General features: G+C 66.8%; 17 protein-coding genes. 9 read left to right on the top strand and 8 right to left on the bottom strand.

The genetic code is table 11. From position 1 onward, the window contains the following. Positions 1-55: 55 nt before the first annotated feature. Together WH5701_RS02685 and WH5701_RS02680 are read left to right on the top strand one after the other, a co-directional pair. Positions 56-841: a DUF475 domain-containing protein gene (locus WH5701_RS02685; RefSeq protein ID WP_006170366.1), complete on the top strand. Its 786-nt coding sequence runs from the start codon at positions 56-58 to the stop codon at positions 839-841. Between the two features lie 5 nt (positions 842-846). After that, positions 847-1,200 (top strand): DUF6464 family protein, encoded by a 354-nt coding sequence (locus WH5701_RS02680; RefSeq protein ID WP_006170365.1) that lies wholly within the window; start codon positions 847-849, stop codon positions 1,198-1,200. Positions 1,201-1,229: 29 nt separating this feature from the next. Here the strand turns inward: WH5701_RS02680 and WH5701_RS02675 are convergent, their stop codons facing one another. The 6 genes from WH5701_RS02675 to WH5701_RS02650 all read right to left on the bottom strand — a co-directional run bounded on the left by WH5701_RS02675 (position 1,230) and on the right by WH5701_RS02650 (position 6,492). Continuing rightward, positions 1,230-1,877, bottom strand: coding sequence for a TMEM165/GDT1 family protein (locus WH5701_RS02675; RefSeq protein WP_006170364.1), 648 nt, complete (start codon positions 1,875-1,877; stop codon positions 1,230-1,232). A 20-nt stretch (positions 1,878-1,897) separates the two neighbouring features. Continuing rightward, complete coding sequence (locus tag WH5701_RS02670) at positions 1,898-2,179, bottom strand: hypothetical protein (RefSeq protein WP_006170363.1); 282 nt, start codon at positions 2,177-2,179, stop codon at positions 1,898-1,900. Between the two features lie 27 nt (positions 2,180-2,206). Next, a complete protein-coding gene (locus WH5701_RS02665) occupies positions 2,207-3,202 on the bottom strand; it encodes a sodium-dependent bicarbonate transport family permease (protein ID WP_006170362.1) in 996 nt (331 codons plus the stop codon). Between the two features lie 147 nt (positions 3,203-3,349). Continuing rightward, entirely contained in the window at positions 3,350-4,114 is a 765-nt protein-coding gene (locus WH5701_RS02660; RefSeq protein ID WP_050751424.1) for a carbohydrate ABC transporter permease, read from the bottom strand. A gap of 65 nt (positions 4,115-4,179) precedes the next feature. Further along, positions 4,180-5,802: a 2-isopropylmalate synthase gene (locus WH5701_RS02655; protein ID WP_006170359.1), complete on the bottom strand. Its 1,623-nt coding sequence runs from the start codon at positions 5,800-5,802 to the stop codon at positions 4,180-4,182. A gap of 39 nt (positions 5,803-5,841) precedes the next feature. After that, a complete protein-coding gene (locus WH5701_RS02650) occupies positions 5,842-6,492 on the bottom strand; it encodes an NYN domain-containing protein (RefSeq protein ID WP_369791631.1) in 651 nt (216 codons plus the stop codon). Between the two features lie 99 nt (positions 6,493-6,591). On the opposite strand from WH5701_RS02650, the gene WH5701_RS02645 reads away from it, so the two are divergent. The 3 genes from WH5701_RS02645 to WH5701_RS02635 all read left to right on the top strand — a co-directional run bounded on the left by WH5701_RS02645 (position 6,592) and on the right by WH5701_RS02635 (position 9,751). Further along, complete coding sequence (locus WH5701_RS02645; protein WP_006170357.1) at positions 6,592-8,205, top strand: glycoside hydrolase family 57 protein; 1,614 nt, start codon at positions 6,592-6,594, stop codon at positions 8,203-8,205. Beyond that, a complete protein-coding gene (locus WH5701_RS02640; protein ID WP_006170356.1) occupies positions 8,198-9,232 on the top strand; it encodes an acyltransferase in 1,035 nt (344 codons plus the stop codon). Before WH5701_RS02645 ends, WH5701_RS02640 begins: the two co-directional genes overlap by 8 nt. A gap of 75 nt (positions 9,233-9,307) precedes the next feature. Further along, positions 9,308-9,751, top strand: a complete 444-nt coding sequence (locus WH5701_RS02635; protein ID WP_006170355.1) for a universal stress protein — start codon at positions 9,308-9,310, stop codon at positions 9,749-9,751. Between the two features lie 15 nt (positions 9,752-9,766). Here WH5701_RS02635 and crtL read toward each other — a convergent pair whose 3' ends face one another. Further along, positions 9,767-11,005, bottom strand: a complete 1,239-nt coding sequence (gene crtL, locus WH5701_RS02630; RefSeq protein WP_037979462.1) for a lycopene beta cyclase — start codon at positions 11,003-11,005, stop codon at positions 9,767-9,769. Beyond that, positions 11,002-13,602 (bottom strand): DNA gyrase subunit A, encoded by a 2,601-nt coding sequence (gene gyrA / locus WH5701_RS02625; RefSeq protein ID WP_006170353.1) that lies wholly within the window; start codon positions 13,600-13,602, stop codon positions 11,002-11,004. Before gyrA ends, crtL begins: the two co-directional genes overlap by 4 nt. Before the next feature lie 68 nt (positions 13,603-13,670). Here gyrA and WH5701_RS02620 point away from each other — a divergent pair, with 68 nt between their 5' ends. The 4 genes from WH5701_RS02620 (at position 13,671) to trxA (ending at position 17,351) form a co-directional block, all read left to right on the top strand. Then, complete coding sequence (locus WH5701_RS02620; protein WP_006170352.1) at positions 13,671-14,834, top strand: homocysteine biosynthesis protein; 1,164 nt, start codon at positions 13,671-13,673, stop codon at positions 14,832-14,834. Between the two features lie 402 nt (positions 14,835-15,236). Next, positions 15,237-15,605: a CAAD domain-containing protein gene (locus tag WH5701_RS17940; RefSeq protein ID WP_198005120.1), complete on the top strand. Its 369-nt coding sequence runs from the start codon at positions 15,237-15,239 to the stop codon at positions 15,603-15,605. 45 nt (positions 15,606-15,650) lie between these two features. Continuing rightward, positions 15,651-16,814 carry a GuaB3 family IMP dehydrogenase-related protein gene (locus WH5701_RS02610; protein WP_006170350.1) on the top strand — a complete coding sequence of 388 codons (1,164 nt, stop codon included), beginning with the start codon at positions 15,651-15,653 and terminating at the stop codon, positions 16,812-16,814. 213 nt (positions 16,815-17,027) lie between these two features. Further along, positions 17,028-17,351 carry a thioredoxin gene (trxA, locus tag WH5701_RS02605; RefSeq protein WP_006170349.1) on the top strand — a complete coding sequence of 108 codons (324 nt, stop codon included), beginning with the start codon at positions 17,028-17,030 and terminating at the stop codon, positions 17,349-17,351. Positions 17,352-17,371 lie beyond the last annotated feature (20 nt).

Here is a 17,371-nt window from a genome sequence, read left to right as displayed (position 1 = left end):
GGAAGCCGGTGTAGGGGACTTTCTAGAGTGGCGCTACCGAACCCGCTGCACGCCAATGGAAGCGGAGTCGATCTCCTCCCTCACTCCCCTGCTGGAAGAGGCGGATCATTGGGGGGAGCTGCTGCTGCTGCTGCCGCTGCTGGTGGCTCTCGAGGCGGTGCTCTCCGCCGACAACGCCATCGCCCTGGCGGCCATCTCAAGGCGGCTGCTGGATCCGCAACTCCAGCGTCAGGCCCTGAACCTCGGCCTCGGCCTGGCCCTGGTCTTCCGCCTGGGGCTGATCCTGCTGGCCCGCTGGGTTCTGAACTTCTGGCCCCTGCAACTGGCTGCCGCCGCCTATCTGCTCTGGCTGAGCAGTACCAACCTGTTGCGGCCTGGGGAGGCCTCCAGCGGCGATGAACCTGAGCGGCCCAGCGATGGTGCGTCCGCCTCCGCTGCGCAGGCTCTTCAGGGCGCCAGCTCCAGCGGCCATGCCGGTGCGTCTGGACTAGGGGCTGTGGTGCTCACCCTTGCGGTCACCGATCTCGCCTTTTCGCTCGACAGCGTGGCGGCCGCGGTGGCCGTGAGCGATCGCCTCTGGCTGGTGATGACCGGTGGGGTGATCGGGGTGATCGCCCTGCGCCTCACCGCCGAGCTGTTCATCCGCTGGCTGGGGATCTACCCCAACCTGGAGCGGGCCGGTTACCTGGCTGTCGGACTGGTGGGCCTGCGCCTGCTGCTCCGCCTCGGGCTGCCCCAGCTTGTGCCGCCCGAGTGGACCCTGCTGCTGCTGGTGGCGGTCCTGTTCCTCTGGGGGTTCTCCAGACGCGTGAGCGGCGAGGCCGGTGAGGTGAACCCCTGAAACCCTTGCGCATCGAACTTCGTCAGGCCGGCAGTGGCCGCCTGCTGGACCAGCTCGAGCTCGAGGAGCTGGATGAGATTCCCCAGCCTGGCCGTTGGTTTCTCCATGGCAGCCGCAGTTTCCTGGTGCTGCAGCGGCACCACCGCTACCAGCTGCGCAATGGCCGCTACGAACTGGTCACCGTGGCCCTGCAGGTGAAAGCGGAGCGGCAGCCCAGCGAAGCGCGCTGGTGGAGAGGAGGCTGGGTGATCGGCGACCCCAGCTGCCGCTTCAATGCCCGTTCGCCGCTGTTGCGCTGCGCCGTGCTGCCTGACGGCCCCTGTGAGCGCTGCGCCCACTACAGCGGCCGCCAGAGCTGAGCAACAACCCTGCCGTGCTCCCTCATCCCTCAGCCCAGGGCCTGCCGCAGGGCCACCACGGCGAAGGCCAGGAACAGACCCCCACTGAGCCGGTAGAGGAGGCGCTCGGAGAGAAGCTGACCGATCCACTTGCCCGCCCCCACCGCCAGACCCGTGACCAGGGCATGACCCGCCAGGGTGCCGGCCAGCAGGGCACTGAAGGTGAACCCCGGCGCGGTGGCCAGAAAAATAGTGGCGAACTGGGTGCGATCCCCCAGTTCGGCCATGAACACCAGCAGGAAGGCTTCCCGCACCACCAGCCAGCCCCCGGCCCGGCTCTGGTCCTGGTTGGCTTCGGCGGCATTCACCAGATCCTCGGCCTCCTGGGCCTCCTGCTCGGCGGCCTGCGCACCCATGGCCTGGGCATCGATCAGCAGCTTCAGGCCGAACCCGCCGAAGAGCAGGGCTGCCAGCCAGGGCACCAGCTCCACCGGCAGCAGACTGCGCAGCCCCAGACCGAAGGCCAGGGAAATCATGGTGACGGCCGCCAGGGCAGCGAACGCCCCGATGAAGACCCAGCGGGCCCGGTGGCGGGCGGCCAGCAGGAACGCTACGAAGAACGTCTTGTCCCCCAGCTCTGCCAGGGTGATGGCGGTGAAGCTTGAGCCGAACGCGGCGATGGCGGGATCGCTAGCCATGAAGGGGTTGGGGCTGGTGCTCAGAGCGGCTCGGCCTGGGAGACGAAGCCAACCCCTCCGTAGTACTCCAGGATCGGCCGCAGCCCCTGGCGGAGGGTCTCGAGCGCCTCGCTCTCGCAGAACACGATCACGTGGACATTGGCTCCCAGGCCGCTGAACTCCATCGACTCCGAGACGGAGCCATGGGGTCCGCGGCCCGTGACATGACGAACCACCGAGTAGCCGGGAGCACCGGCGGTGTCGATCAGGTGAACCACCCGCTCGAGTTCCCGTTCACTGCAGATCAGATCGAGGCGTTGCATGGCAAGGGCCGGACATTCAGAGAGGGGTCAGACGGCAGGGATGACGAGCCTCACCATCGCCATGTAGAGCGGGATCCCCACAACGATGTTGAACGGGAAGGTCACCCCCAGGGCGGTGGAGATGTAGAGGCTCGGGCTGGCCTGCGGCACGGTCATCCGCATCGCCGCTGGCACGGCGATGTAAGAGGCACTGGCACTGAGCACCATGAACAGCAGGGCATCCCCCTGCGGAAGCCCCAGCATCCAAGACACCGCCAGTCCCACCCCGGCATTGAACAGGGGCATGAGCAGGGCGAAGCCGATCAGGAAAGCTCCGGCCCGCCTGAGATCCCCCACCCGCTGGGCCGCCACGATGCCCATGTCGAGCAGAAAGAAGCTGAGGGCTCCGTAGAAGAGCTCGCCGGTGAAGGGCTCCATCTTGCCCAGCCCCGACGGACTGAAGGCCGCCACCAGGCCACCGATCACCAGGCTGCCCACAAGCAGCAGCACGGAGCTGTTCAGGAAGGCCTCATGCAGAAGTGAGCCCCAGCGGATCCCCTCCCGGGGTTGTTCGGCCGCTGCGCTGGAGGCCAGCTTCACCAGCAGCAGGCCGACGATGATCGCCGGGGATTCCATCAGCGCCAGGGCCGCCACCATGAAGCCGTCGTGGGGCATGCCGGTGAGGCCCAGGAAGCTCTCGGCCGTGATGAAGGTGACGGCGCTGATCGAGCCATAGGTGGCGGCGATCGCCGCCGCGTTGAAGGTGTCGAGCTGGCGCTTGAGCACCAGGAAGCTGTAGAGGGGCACCAGGGCCGACATCAGCATCGCCGCCGCGATCGTGCTGATCACCTGCGGACCGAGGCCGCTGTGGAGCAACTCCACCCCCCCCTTGAAGCCGATCGCCAGCAGCAGGTAGAGGGAGAACAGCTTCGGCAGCGGCGCCGGGATCTCCAGGTCGGAGCCCACCAGCACGGCGATCACCCCGAGGGCGAAGAACAGCACCGGCGGTGAGAGCAGATTCTGCAGAACCAGGCTGGTCTCCATTCCGGCGCCCGGTGGGTGATCGACTCTCAGGAACGCAGAGTACCGAGGGCAGAACCAACACCAGCAAGGCGATGCACTTTGTTCGCACAGGAGTGAATCCCGGCCCATGAACCCAGGCCGTGGAGCTGGTCGTTGTCGTGGTAGGGCTCAGCCCTTCACCGCATCACCGCTGGCGCTGGGGAGGATGTAGCGCTGCAGCAGCACGAACAGCACCAGCACCGGCAGGATCGAAACCACCGATCCTGCCGCTACCAGGCGCCAGTCGAGGGAGAAACTGCTGGCCAGTTGCTGCAGTCCCAGGGGCAGGGTGTAAAGCCTGGGGTCGTCGAGGATCACCAGGGGCCAGAGGAAGTCACTCCAGGTGCCGATGAACACGAACATCGCCAGGGTGATCAGGTCGGCCCTGGCCGCGGGAATCATCACGTTCCACCATTCCCCCACCGGCGTGCAGCCATCAATGCGGGCCGCTTCCTCCAGCTCCACAGGCACCCCGAGAAAACTCTGACGCAGCAGAAAGATGCCGAAGGCCGTGGCTGCCTGGGGGACAATCAAGGCCCAGAGGGTGTTTCTCAGGCCCAGCTGCACCATCATCAGATAGAGCGGAATCATCACCACCTGAAAGGGAATCAGGATGGTGGCCACCACCAGGGCCAGCACCAGGCCGCGGCCGGCGAAGCGCATCCGTGCCAGCGGATAGGCCGCCAGCGAGCAGAACAGCAGATTTCCCAGCACCGCCAGCAGGCTCACCACCGTGCTGTTGAACAGGTACAGGCCCAGGGGATGGTCGGCGAAGAGGCGGCCATAGGCCTCCAGGCTCGGCTGGGCGGGAATCAGCGACGGCGGGGTGGAGAAGATGTTTTCGGCGGGGCCCTTGAGCGAGGTGCTCACCAGCCAGAGCAGAGGCACCAACATCAGCAAGGCCAGCAACAGCAGGGACACCAGCTGCAGGGCGCTCACCCAGAGAGGCCGCTGCTCCTTCACAGCCGCGGCAGCTCCGCCACCGGCAGCGACGCTTTCTGAGGATGCAGGGGCTGACGCTCCATCCCGTGCACCAGCCGGTTGAGGGCATTGACGAAGGCCTGGGCCGCAGCCACCACGATGTCGGTGTCAGCGGCATGGCCGGCGTAGAGAACCCCATGGTGGCGCAGGCGGATCGTGACCTCGCCCATGGCATCGATGCCCTCGGTGACCGACTTGACGCTGAACTCCACCAGCTCGTTGGGCACCCGCGCCAGGCTGTTGAGGGCCTGGCAGACGGCATCGACCGGACCGGTGCCGATGGCGGCCTCGGTGAGCTCGGCGCCATCACTGGTGGTGAGAGTCACGGTGGCGGTGGGCTGCAGGTTGGTGCCCGTGCTCACCTGCACCAGCTTGAGCACGTAACGGGCCTCGGTCTGCTGGGCCTGATCACTCACGATCGCCTCGAGATCCCGGTCGGTGATTTCCCGCTTGCGATCGGCCAGCTCCTTGAAGCGGGCGAAAGCCTCGTCGAGGTCGTCGCGCTCGAGGGTGTAACCCAGATCCTCCAGGCGCGCCCGGAAGGCACTGCGGCCGCTCAGTTTGCCGAGGGAGATGCGGTTGTCGGCCAGGCCGATGGTGCGGGCATCGACGATCTCGTAGGTGAGGCGGTTCTTGAGCACACCGTCCTGATGGATGCCCGATTCATGGGCAAAGGCGTTGGCACCCACGATCGCTTTGTTGGGTTGCACCGCCATGCCGGTGAGATTACTCACCAGGCGGGAAGTCTTGTAGATCTCCTCGGTGCGCACCCCTGTGAGCGGCTCGCTGCTGCTGGCCTGGCGGCCGAGGAAGGGGTTGAAATAGGCCCGGCGCACATGCAGCGCCATCACCAGCTCCTCGAGAGAGGCGTTGCCGGCCCGCTCGCCGATACCGTTGATCGTGCACTCCAGCTGGCGGGCACCGTTCTTGACCGCCTCGAGGAAGTTGGCCACCGCCAGACCGAGGTCGTTATGGCCGTGCACCGAGATCACCGCCTGATCAATGTTGGGCACATGGGCCTCAATGCCGGCGATCAGGCCCCCGAATTCGGCCGGGGTGGTGTAGCCCACGGTGTCGGGGATGTTGATCGTGGTGGCGCCAGCAGCGATGGCGGCCTCGATCACCTCATAGAGGTAGTGAGGATCGGAGCGGCCAGCGTCCTCGCAGGAGAATTCCACGTCCTCGACGAGGGAGCGGGCATAGGCCACCATCTCTGCGGTGATCGCCACCACCTCGGCGCGGCTCTTGCGCAGCTTGTGCTCCAGATGGATGTCGCTGGTGGCGATGAAGGTGTGAATGCGGCGGTTGGCGGCGGGGGCCACCGCTTCTGCGCAGGCCTTGATGTCGCCGCGGGCAGCCCGGGCCAGGCCACAGATCACCGGCCCTTCGGGGGTGCCGACAGCGGCGGCGATGCGCTGAACCGCATTGAAATCACCGGGGCTGGCGAAGGGAAAGCCGGCTTCAATGATGTCGACGCGCAGGCGCGCAAGCTGATGGGCAATCGCCAGCTTCTCCTCCAGGTTGAGGCTGGCCCCGGGGGATTGCTCACCATCCCGGAGGGTGGTGTCGAAGATCAGAACGCGGCCGGGGTCCTTGGCCATGACCGTTGCAAGTCGATGTGACTATGAGTTGAATCGATCCTAGAGGGGTGGGGCGATCACCACCTCCCTGGGACCGCTCTCCTGACGCTCCTGCGGACGGCGCACCAGCTCCCGGCTGAGCGGCTCGACCCGCAGCGGACTCTCCAGGCCCCGCTGAAACACCGGCGCCTGAGCCGCTTCGGCCTTCTCCAGTTGCTTGCGCCGCCCGGCCAGATCCAGGAAGACATCCACAGCGTTGCGCAGCTCCCGGGGCACCATCCCATCGGCATTCAGCAGCGTGATCCGGATGCCCTTGGCCCGCAGGGTTTCCACAAGCCGCTCCAGATCCCGACTGCCACTCAACAGCCAGACCTCATCCAGGCGGTGGGCCACCATCATCAGGTCCAGGCAGATCTCCACATCGAGGTTCGCCCGGGCGAACTGGCGGTGCTCGGGATCCGCGCCGAATTCCCGCAGGGGTTTGCTGCGAACCGTGTAGCCAAGGCTGGTGAGCGCATCACGGAACGGCCTCTGATCGGCCGGATCCTTCAGGCCCGTGTACCAGTAGGCGCCATCAAGTTCCACGCCAGGGTCGGCGGTGGCCAACTCCAGCAGCCGACGTGGATCGAAGAACCAGCCCAGCTTCTGCTGGGCGTAGAACATGCCGTGGCCATCCACGATCACCACGCGCCGGATCTTGCCTTGATCCACCCGAAACCCATCTCGTCTCATGGGTTCAGCGTAGAGACGTGTGGCCTTGAGAACTCGCAGAAGGGTGCGCCGTAAGGTGGCTTCATTGATGGATGGTCGATGGCCACAGGCACCCTGGCCCTGGTCCTTCATGCCCATCTCCCCTTTGTCCGGGACAGCCAGCCGGGCTCCCTGGAGGAAGACTGGTACTTCCAGGCCCTGCTGGAGAGCTATCTGCCGCTGCTCCAGGTGCTGGAAGCCAGCCGGGATGATCCCGCCCAGCAGCCCTGCCTCAGCCTCGGGCTCTCGCCCACCCTGCTCAGCCTGATCAGCGATCCCGTGCTGAGCGCGCGCTTCCCCGACTGGCTCGCCCAGCGCCAACGGTTACTTCGTCAGGCCCCGTCCAGCCACCGCAGCGCCGCCACCGCCCTGGCCGACACCCTCGAGAGCACCCGCCAGAGCTGGGTCGAAAGCGGCGGCCAGCTGCTGCACCGCTTCCGGCAACTGCAGCAGGACGGGGTGCTTGACCTGCTCACCTGCGCCGCAACCCACGGCTACCTGCCGCTGCTGCGTCACTGCCCCGAAGCCGTGCGGGCCCAGCTGATCAATGCCGTGCGCGAGCACCAACGGTTACTGGGGGAGCGACCGCTTGGCATCTGGCTGCCGGAGTGCGCCTACTACGAAGGTCTCGATCTGCTGCTGCGGCAGTGCGGCCTGCGCTACGCCGTTCTCGATGCCCATGGCCTGCTTCATGCTCTGCCAAGGCCTCGTTATGGGGTGTACGCGCCGATCTGCTCGCCGGCGGGCATCGCCTTCTTTGCCCGCGATGGCGCCGCCACCCTGCCGGTGTGGTCGGCCTCGGAAGGATATCCAGGTGATGGCAGCTACCGGGAGTTTCACCGCGACCTGGGCTGGGATCTGCCCGAAGCGGAGCTGCACGTCCATGGCATCACCAGCTCAAGGCCCCTCGGCCTGAAATTGCACAGGGTCAGCAGCCAGGGCTCGGCGCTCGATCAGAAACTGCCCTACGACCCGGTGGCAGCGGCCAGCCGGACGGTGGAGCACGCCAGCGCCTACCTGGCCGGCCGCAGCGAGGAGCTGGCGGTCCTGGCTGCGGCCATGGCCCGCCCCCCCCTGCTGGTGGCACCCTTCGACGCGGAGTTGTTCGGCCACTGGTGGTATGAGGGACCCCAGTTTCTCGCCGAACTGTTCCGTCAGGGACCTGCCGCTGGCGTGGAGTTCAGCAGCCTGCGAGGCTCCCTCGAGCGGGGGGAGCCCCTGCAGATCTGCCGGCCTTCCCCCTCGAGCTGGGGGCAGGGGGGCTACCACCACTACTGGCTCAACCAGAGCAATGCCTGGGTGGTGCCGGAGTGGCATCGCGCCTCCGCTGCGATGGTGAAGCAGGTGAACGGCGGCGTGGCCACGGAGCGCCAGAGGCGGCTGCTCACCCAAGCGGGACGGGAACTGCTGCTGGCCCAGAGCTCAGACTGGAGTTTCATCCTCCGGGCCGGCACCACCACCGGGCTGGCCCGGGAGCGGATCCACCGCCATCTCGATCGTTTCTGGCGGTTGATGCATGCCATCGACACCGGCGCGGCGTTGCCAGAGGGCTGGCTCGAAGCCATCGAGGCCGACGATGGTCTGTTTCCCCAGCTGAACGCGGCGGACTGGGCCAGTGTCAGCGGCCAGCAGCCTTATCCACCAACCGACGAGCGACCCCTCACCCATGCCTGAGCAACAGCCGCTGAGCACGCCGGCCCCGCGCCAGCGCAATCAGGCCATCGATCTGATGCGGGCCACCTGCATCCTCTGGATCGTCGGCTTCTGGCACCTGCTGGGCTACGCCGAATCGATCGATGGCTACAAGAACGACGTCACCTACCGGGTGACGGTGGTGGTGCTGGGGCTGTTCGTGTTCATCTCCGGGCATCTGATCGGCAGGTCCCGGATCACGAATGCTGCCGAAGTCTGGCGGTTCTACCAGCGGCGGATGGTCCGGATCTATCCCCCCTACCTGGCGGCCCTGCTGCTCTTCGATCTCTGCGGACTGCTCAAGCCGGGTCAGTTCATCGGGGCGGCACTTCTGAGCGCAAGTTTCAGCCTGGAGCCGCCCCTGACCCTCTGGTACATCTCGATGATCGTGGTGTTCTACCTGCTCGCGCCGTTACTGCTGCTGCTGGTTCACAGCCTGGGCCAGACGCCCTGGCGCTGGACATCGAACCGCCTGGTGGTGTGTGCCGGGATCATCGGCCTCAACGTGCTGCTGGGCAAACTGCTGGATGGAGTGGATGCGCGCCTGTTCCTCTACTTCCCGTCCTTCGTGGCAGGCCTTGTACTCTCCCCGGCGCTGGTGGAGCCAAGGGTGAGATTCCGCACCATCGCCCTCACGGCCCTGGCCACCGTGGCGGCCACCCTGTTCTCCTTCCATCACCAGGCCAGGATCGACTCGAGCCTCAATGCCATCCCCCTGGCGGTGTTCGGTCCGCTGCTGACCTTTTTGGTCTGTGAGCGCTGGGGCCGCCATCTGCGTCTGCCCCCCCTGATTCTGGCGATCAGCACCGCCAGTTTCTTCATGTATCTCTTTCACCGGCCCATCTTTCTGCTCTTCACCAGCCACGGATTCCCGAGCAGCGCGCCCCTTCAGCTCGCCGTGCTGCTCCTGTTGGCCCTGCCAGTGATTGTGGCGGTCTCCTGGAAGGGGCAAGCCCTCTACGACTCCGCTGTGCGACGGTTGCAGCGGCCCGCCGCCGCCCCTGGCTGAAGAACTCCGGCACCAGCCCAGGTACGCTCCTTGGTAAGGACTTCCTCGGGCTTGCCATACCCCAGGCCTGCAGCCATGTACTCCCATCTGCTCGTTCCCATCGACGGATCCGACATCTCCGTGAAGGCCGTTCATGGGGCCGTGGCTTTCGCCAAGGAGGTGGGTGCGCGCATCACCTTTTTCAATGCCCGCAGTGTCCTGCCGGTGTCGATGGTGGGCACCGGAACCATGCTCGATGCCGGCACGTTGGAGCACCTCAGCCTCGTGGCGCGGGAAAATGCCGAGCGGATTCTGGCGGACGCCCAAGCCGTGGCCGAGAGCGCCGGTGTGCCCTGCAGCAGTGAGGGGGTGATCAACGATCTGCCCCATGAGGCGATCATCGAGGCGGCCGCTCAACACGGCTGCGATCTGATCTTCATGGCCTCCCATGGGCGCCGGGGCCTGAGCGGACTGTTGCTGGGCAGCCAGACTCAGAGGGTGCTGATCCATGCCGCGCTGCCAGTGCTGGTGTTCCGTTGAGCATCCGCGGGTCGGCTACCCCCGCACGGCCCGCCAGAGCAACTGCGCCTCGCGCCCCTTCGGCTGCATCAGCCCCCAGCGCACATCGGCTGGTGCCTGGGCAAACAGGCGCACCATCGCCGCCACCAGCTCGCTGAGGCTGAGGGTGTTGGTCAGGAACCCATACCACTGCCGCTCGGGCAGGGCGAAGAAGGTGCTGAAGAACTCGCGCAGGTCCTGCTCGGAGAAACGCATCAGCTTCTCCAGGCCGAACTGGTAGATGCCGTGCTTGCGCACCAGCTCCGGTGTCCAAAGGGCGCCCCAGGCCGTCTCGGCCACCTGGGCGGCGGAGAGATCAGGTCTGGCCAGGGCGGCGGCGATGGCAGCCGCCAGACCGGGGGCGCGCCGCAGCAGGGAGCCCACCAGGTAGCCCGAAGCGGGGTGCACCAGGCTGGCGGCCCCTCCGAAGCCCAGCACCCGCTGGCTGAAGTCGGGCAGCGGCAGATTCATCGGGAACAGGCAGCGCTCCTCGTGCTCCACCTGCAGCACCGCCACGCCCCGATGGGCCAGCCTTCGCCTCAGGCGATCCTGGAGCACCTTGATCGGCACCGGCGGCGCCAGAGCCAGGGAGGTTTCCTCCACGAAGAAGCGCCCCTCGCCCAGGTCCATGGCGTACAGGAACGTTGGGGGACCCTGGCGCTCCTCCGGGCTCAGGTGCTCGCTACGGTAGTCCATCAGCACGAACTGGCCAGGCGGCACCGGATCCGCCGTGAAGAGGCCCACAATCCCGTAGGCAGCCTGTGCGGCCACGGGCCCCAGGGCCGGCCGGCGCACGAACACCGGGTCGTGGCCAGTGGTGTCGATCACCAAGCGGGCCCTGAGCACCTCCCCCTCCCGGGTGGTCACCTGGGAGCCCTGCGTGTCGTGGTTCAGCTCAGCCGCCAGTCCCTGCCGCCAATCCATGCCGGAGCAGCGCCCCAGCCAGTGGCCCTGGAGTTTCCCACGATCAAACAGGCCGTAATCGTGGCTGAGCGCCACGGGATCGGCTCCGAAATAACTGACGCAGTTCGACCAGCGATGCTCCAGCAGATGGGAGAGGTGGAGCTGATCCAGCTCCGGAGCCCAGATGCCGTAGGTGTTCGGCCATGGGCTGGCTGGATCGCCTGCAGCCAGCCCCATCACCCGCAGGCCGAGGGGGACGAGCTCACTGGCGATCGCCAGCCCTGCCGGGCCGGCCCCGAGCACCAGTACATCGGCCGCGGGGGGGAGCGTCAGGGGGACTCCGGTGCCGTGCTGGTCTCAGCGGTGTCAGCGAGATCCTCCTCATCGGGGGCCGGGGGCACGAGCACCACCTCACTGAGACGATCACCGCTGTCGAGCTTCTGCAGGCGCACACCCGTGGCAGCCCGCGACTGCTGGGGAATCGCGTCGGCCTGCATGCGCACGATCACCCCCCGCTCACTCACCAGCAGCAGTTCCTCCCCGGGGCCCATCACCGTCAGCCCCACCAGCACGTCCCCGTCGCGACGGAACTTGATGGCGCGCAGGCCCAGACCGGCCCGGCGCTGCAGACGGAACTGGGTCACCGGCACCCGCTTACCAAGCCCGCTGGCGGACGCCACCAGCACCCAGGGCCCATCGGAACTCTCGCCAGCCTCCGGAGCATCCTCCTCCTCGTTCTCGGATGCGGACGAGCTGGCCACCTGATCGGCCAGTTCAGCCGGCAGCACGTCCATGCTCACCAGCTCATCCCCAGGCCGCAGGGCCATGGCGCGCACACCCCGGGCAGTGCGGCCCAGGGGCCGCAGTTCCCCATCGGTGAGGCGGAAGTGGATCGTCATCCCCTTGAGCGAACCGATCAGGACGCTGTCGCCGGGCAGGGCCAGCCGCGCCCAGCGCAGGGCGTCGCCGTCTTCGAGGCTGATGGCAATCAGGCCGTTGGAGCGGATGTTGGCGAAAGCCGAGAGTCTGGTGCGCTTGATGTAGCCGCCGCTGGTGAGCATCAGCAGCTGAACATCGTCGTCGAAGGCACTCACAGCCACCAGCGAGGTGATCTGCTCTTCGCGGGGAATCGGCAGCAACTGCACCACCGGAGTGCCCTTCGCACCACGACTTCCCACCGGCACCCGATAGGCCGGCACGGCATAGACCACGCCGCGATCGCTGAACAACAGCAGGGTGTCGTGGTCGTTGCAGCTGATGAACAGGCGCACCGCCTCCTCACCCTGGCTGCGGGTTCCGGCCTTGCCGCGGGTGCCGCGGCTGGTGGCCTCGAACTCGCTCACCGGCATGCGCTTGAGATAGCCGTTCTCGGTGAGCAGCACCACGGATCGCTCATTGGCGATCAGATCGATGTCTTCAAGCCCACCCTCGAGATCAAGAATCTCGGTGCGGCGCTCAGACGGGTAGCGCTCGCGCAGCTGAATCAATTCGGCTTCGATCAGTCCGAGCACCCGCTCCCGCCGGCCCAGGATGTCCTTGTAGTCGGCGATCTTGGTGACAAGATCCTCATGCTCCAGGCGGATCTTGTCAGCTTCGAGGGCGGTGAGCCTGCGCAGCTGCATCTGCAGAATCGCGTCAGACTGGATCTCACTGAGGCCGTGGCGCTCCTGCAACTGCAGACGGGCCGTGGCCGCATCCGAGGCCGCACGGATCAGGGCGATGATCGGATCCAGTTGATCGAGGGCCAGCAGCAGACCCAGGAGGATGTGATCCCGTTCCTCAGCCTTGCGCAAGAAGTAACGGGTGCGCCGCTCGATTGTCTCGATGCGGAACTCGAGGAACACCTGCAGCATCCGCCGCAGGGTGAGCAGCACCGGTTCGCTGTTGACCAGCGCCAGCATATGGGCACTGAAATTGCTCTGCAGAGGTGTGAGCTTGAACAGATTGTTCAGCACCACCTGCGGATAGGCATCCCGGCGCAGTTCAATCACGATGCGCATGCCATCGCGATCGCTTTCGTCGCGAATGTCGGAGATGCCGTCGAGCTTCTTGTCGTTGACCATCTCGGCGATGCGCTCAATCAGCGCCGCTTTGTTGGTCTGATACGGGAGCTCGGTGATGATCACGGCATCGCGATCGGGCCGGCCGGGAATTTCCAGTGTTTCGATCGAGGCCACCCCGCGCATGGTCACTGAGCCGCGGCCGGTGGTGTAGGTCTCGCGGATGCCGCGGCGGCCCAGAATCTGACCGCCTGTGGGAAAATCAGGCCCGGGAATCAGGGCCAGCAGGGCCCGGTCATCAAGCTCCGGATCGGCGATCAGGGCCAGCAGGCCATTGATCAGTTCGGTGAGGTTGTGAGGCGGGATGTTGGTGGCCATGCCCACCGCGATGCCCGACGACCCATTCAACAGAAGGTGAGGAACCCGCGCCGGCATCACCGTGGGTTCTTGCTGCGAACCGTCGAAGTTGTCGATGTAATCGACGGTTTCCGCTTCGATGTCTTCCAGCAGGCTGTCGGTGGTGAGCGCCTGCAGCCGCGATTCGGTGTACCGCATCGCCGCCGGGGGGTCGTTGTCGACCGAGCCGAAGTTGCCGTGCCCATCGATGAGTGGCATGCGCATCGAGAAGTCCTGGGCCATGCGCACGAGGGCGTCGTAGACGGCCGTATCCCCATGGGGGTGGTATTTGCCGAGCACCTCGCCCACCACCCGGGCGCACTTGCGGTAGGGCCGGTCGCTGGTGAGACCGAGCTCGTACATCGCGTAGAGGATGCGCCGGTGCACCGGCTTGAGCCCGTCGCGGGCGTCGGGCAAAGCCCGGCCCACGATCACGCTCATCGCGTACTCCAGGTAGGAGCGCGACATCTCATTGCGCAGGTCGGTCTGGATGATCCGTCCGTCGGACTCGCCGGGACCCGTTGGATCCGCCATCTCTCACCACACTGCCGAAGGCCAGGTTAAGCGAGGCTGGGTCCACCGTCTCCGGGCTGCTTGCGCCGATGGGATCCGCCCCCCCTCGCTCCCGCACCGAAGCGCAGCTGCAGGAGCGCCAGAGCGCCGGTGATCTGGCGGTGAGGAGCGCTGCGGACTACCGGGCCCTGGTGGCCGCCGAGGGACTGGAGGCGGCCTACTCCCGCACCGATGTGGTGGTGGCCGCCAACGCCGAGTTCACCGACCAGGCCACGCTCCAGCTCAGCCTCGGCCCCTGTGATCCGCCCATGCGCCTGCGCGAGGCGCGGCTGGATGGGGTCATGGCCCTGGGCTCCAGCGGCAGCGGCGGCCTGACCCTTCCAATCGGAGGTGGGATCTCAGACCCGGAGCACCTAGGCGGCGCCCAGGTGCTGGGGAAGTTGCTGGCGGGCCTGGAGGTGGAGCTGGTGGCCAGTGGTGAAGGCACGGCCCTGCATCCGCGCCGTGAACTCCAGGCCCGGCTCAAGCTCGAAAGCCTGGGCGTGGCACGCCTGCTGCTGCACCGGGCCATCAGCGAAAACGGCATCGTGGCGGTGAGCAGCGCCGAAGGAGTCACCCAAAGCCCGTACGGCCCCCTGCTGGGCCCGTACGGCAGCGCCCTCTACAGCAGTGGTGGATCTCGCAGCATCGGCCTGACCATGCCTGGCCTGAGCCTGCTGGGCCCCGGCTCGCCCGTGCTGGTGGGAGGAGCGATCGGCTGGGTGATCGGCGCCGGCAGCGGCCATCAGCCGCAGATCCGGCGGCTGCCGAGCGGCCATGCCCGCGGGCCGGGGGCCGTAGCGGCGGTGAGCGTCGACCTGGCGGAGCTGAAGGCCGAGTGGATCCGCCCCTGCCACTTCGAAGGTCATGGCAGTGCCCTGCTGGTGGCGATCGCGGCGCCGGTTCCCCTGATCAACCTGGCCGTTGCCCGTCAGGCGGCCTGCGGCGACGACCAGCTTGAGGCCCCCGTGCTCGATTTCTCGATTCCCCGCCGAATCCGGCCGAGCTTCGGCTTCGTTCCCTACAGCCACCTGCTCGCCGGCGAGATCCAGGTGGACGCCCGCCGCCTGCGTTGCGCACCTGCCCACAGCCCCCGCCTGGGCGAGGAAATCGGCGCCGGTCTGATCCAGCGCCTGCGCGAGGGCTCCTTTCCCCTGAGGCTTCCCCTGCTCCCTCTGAGTGATCGCCCGGGCCTGATTCCCCTCGAGGGCTGAGCGCAGCAGCGGCAAAGACAAGCCGGAGGAATCGGCGTAAGCTCCACCGGCGGTTTTGCGCGGTAACCGGTGGTCGAGTCCTCTGCTGCATCCCATGAGCCCGATCAGGGCCAGGACCTGCCATCCCCGACTCCCCTCGGTGAGGAGGATCTCAGCGCCTCGTCCGCGCCAGGTCCATCAGCCCCGGACGAGGCGGCGACAGCTGACACCGAGGTGAGCAGCATCGGGGCCGAGTCTGCAGTGGAGCCCGAACCGCAACCAGCCCCAGAACCCGAGCCCACGCCTGAGGTGCAGCCGGAGCCGCAGCCCATCGAGGAGCTTGAGCCTCAACCAGATTTAGAGCCTCAACCAGATCCTGAACCTGCGCCAGCGCCCGTTGTTCAGCCCCAGGCCGATCCAGCCGTGGCCACAACTCTGCACGTCCCTGCCAGTGACGAGAGCGGGAGCGGCGAAGGAGGCGGCGAGTGGGAGCTGCTCAGCAGCAAGGTGCGTGACTGGTTCAGCAGCGGTGACTTTCAGCGGCAGGTGCAGCAGTACAGCGGCCCCCTGAAGCTGCTGGCGGGCTTTGTGGGCCTGCTGCTGCTGCTCAGGATCTACGCAGCCCTGCTGGGGGCGATCGAGAGCCTGCCCCTGGTTCCCGGTCTGCTGGAGCTGGCCGGGGTGATCTGGCTGAGCCGCTTCGTGCTCACCCACCTGGTGCGCAGCAGCGACCGCCAGACCCTGCTGGCCTCGTGGCGGGAGCGCTGGGCGTCGTTCCGTGGTCAACCCTGAGGCCAGACCGGTTGATAGCTTGGCCCGACTGCAGAAACCCCAGTGGTGTCCATTCAGTTAGGCCGATCCCGAACCGTCCGCCGCGCCTACGGGATCGACGAGATCGCCCTGGTCCCCGGTGGTCGCACCGTGGACCCCGAGGTGACAGACAGCCGCTGGACCATCGGTGGAATCGAACGGGAGATCCCGATCATCGCCAGCGCCATGGACGGTGTGGTGGATGTGTCGGTGGCGGTCGAACTGTCCCGGCTGGGGGCCCTGGGGGTGCTGAACCTGGAGGGGGTCCAGTGCCGCTACGACGACCCGAACCCGATCCTGGATCGCATTGCTGAGGTGGGCAAGGAGGCCTTCGTGCCCCTGATGCAGGAGCTCTACGCCCAGCCCGTGCGCGAAGACCTGATCCGCCAGCGCATCGCGGCGATCAAGGCCGCCGGTGGCATCGCCGCCGTCAGCGCCACACCGGCGGCGGCCCTGCGCTTCGGACAGGCGGTGGCCGAAGCCGGGGCCGACCTCTTCTTCGTTCAGGCCACGGTGGTCTCCACCGACCACATCGGACCGGCCGGGCGCGAGACCCTCGATCTGGCCGCCCTCTGCCGTGATCTCGGCATTCCAGTGGTGATCGGCAACTGTGTCACCTATGACGTGGCTCTCGAACTGATGCGCGCCGGCGCTGCCGCGGTGATGGTGGGCATCGGCCCCGGCGCCGCCTGCACGTCCCGGGGCGTGCTGGGTGTGGGCATCCCCCAGGCCACGGCTGTGGCCGATTGCGCCGCCGCCCGCGACGACCACGAGCGTGAGACCGGCCAGTACGTGCCGATCGTCGCCGATGGCGGCATCGTCACCGGTGGTGACATTTGCAAGTGCATCGCCTGCGGCGCCGATGCGGTGATGATCGGCTCGCCGATCGCCAGGGCCAGCGAAGCCCCAGGCCGTGGCTTCCACTGGGGCATGGCCACCCCCAGTCCGGTGCTGCCCAGGGGCACCAGGATCAGCGTGGGCACCACCGGCAGTCTCGAGAAGATCCTGCGCGGTCCGGCTGGCCTCGACGACGGCACCCAGAATCTTCTTGGCGCCCTGCGCACATCGATGGGAACCCTTGGTGCCCGAACGATTAAGGAGATGCAACAGGTCGATGTGGTGGTGGCCCCATCCCTGCTCACCGAAGGAAAGGTGTATCAGAAAGCCCAGCAGCTGGGCATGGGCAAGTAGCCCCTCGCACCAGGGCTCCTGTTCAGGCCCGAAACGACGGAATCCCGGCGGAGACGGGCGTTAACCTCAAGGTGTGGGGGCTCCGGCTCGCACACTCCTCACACCAACCCGCCCGGCGCGTCCGGGCATTTTGTCTTCCTACGGTCCCTCCGCCGCCATGGGGGATTCCGGGTCCTCGTTGCTAGATTCCAGGCACCTTGTCCCCTCCCTCGGATGTCCAGCGCCACTGCCGTCACCGATGCCTCCTTTGAGCTGGATGTGCTCAAGAGTGACGTGCCCGTGCTGGTTGATTTCTGGGCCCCCTGGTGCGGCCCGTGCCGCATGGTGGCTCCGATCGTCGACGAGATCGCCAAGGAATTCGAGGGCAAGCTGAAGGTCTACAAGCTCAACACCGACGAGAACCCCAACGTCGCCAGCCAGTACGGCATCCGCAGCATCCCCACCCTGATGATCTTCAAGGGAGGGCAGAAAGTGGACACCGTGGTGGGCGCCGTTCCCAAGAACACACTCTCCGGCACGATCGCCAAATACCTCTGAGCAGCCCTTCAGCTCCTGCC

This window comes from Synechococcus sp. WH 5701, assembly GCF_000153045.1.
In the GTDB taxonomy this organism is placed as follows: Bacteria; Cyanobacteriota; Cyanobacteriia; order PCC-6307; family Cyanobiaceae; genus Regnicoccus_A; species Regnicoccus_A antarcticus.
Note: the sequence above shows the minus strand (reverse complement) of the source record. Positions and strands in the feature narration are given on the sequence as shown.

Coding starts and splice junctions, on each gene's coding strand:
- WH5701_RS02685 (WP_006170366.1), top strand. CDS start 56: ATGGAAGCGGAGTCGATCTCCTCCCTCACTCCCCTGCTGGAAGAGGCG.
- WH5701_RS02675 (WP_006170364.1), bottom strand. CDS start 1,877: ATGGCTAGCGATCCCGCCATCGCCGCGTTCGGCTCAAGCTTCACCGCC.
- WH5701_RS02670 (WP_006170363.1), bottom strand. CDS start 2,179: ATGCAACGCCTCGATCTGATCTGCAGTGAACGGGAACTCGAGCGGGTG.
- WH5701_RS02665 (WP_006170362.1), bottom strand. CDS start 3,202: ATGGAGACCAGCCTGGTTCTGCAGAATCTGCTCTCACCGCCGGTGCTG.
- WH5701_RS02660 (WP_050751424.1), bottom strand. CDS start 4,114: ATGTTGGTGCCTCTGCTCTGGCTGGTGAGCACCTCGCTCAAGGGCCCC.
- WH5701_RS02655 (WP_006170359.1), bottom strand. CDS start 5,802: ATGGCCAAGGACCCCGGCCGCGTTCTGATCTTCGACACCACCCTCCGG.
- WH5701_RS02645 (WP_006170357.1), top strand. CDS start 6,592: ATGGCCACAGGCACCCTGGCCCTGGTCCTTCATGCCCATCTCCCCTTT.
- WH5701_RS02640 (WP_006170356.1), top strand. CDS start 8,198: ATGCCTGAGCAACAGCCGCTGAGCACGCCGGCCCCGCGCCAGCGCAAT.
- WH5701_RS02635 (WP_006170355.1), top strand. CDS start 9,308: ATGTACTCCCATCTGCTCGTTCCCATCGACGGATCCGACATCTCCGTG.
- gyrA (WP_006170353.1), bottom strand. CDS start 13,602: ATGGCGGATCCAACGGGTCCCGGCGAGTCCGACGGACGGATCATCCAG.
- WH5701_RS02620 (WP_006170352.1), top strand. CDS start 13,671: ATGGGATCCGCCCCCCCTCGCTCCCGCACCGAAGCGCAGCTGCAGGAG.
- trxA (WP_006170349.1), top strand. CDS start 17,028: ATGTCCAGCGCCACTGCCGTCACCGATGCCTCCTTTGAGCTGGATGTG.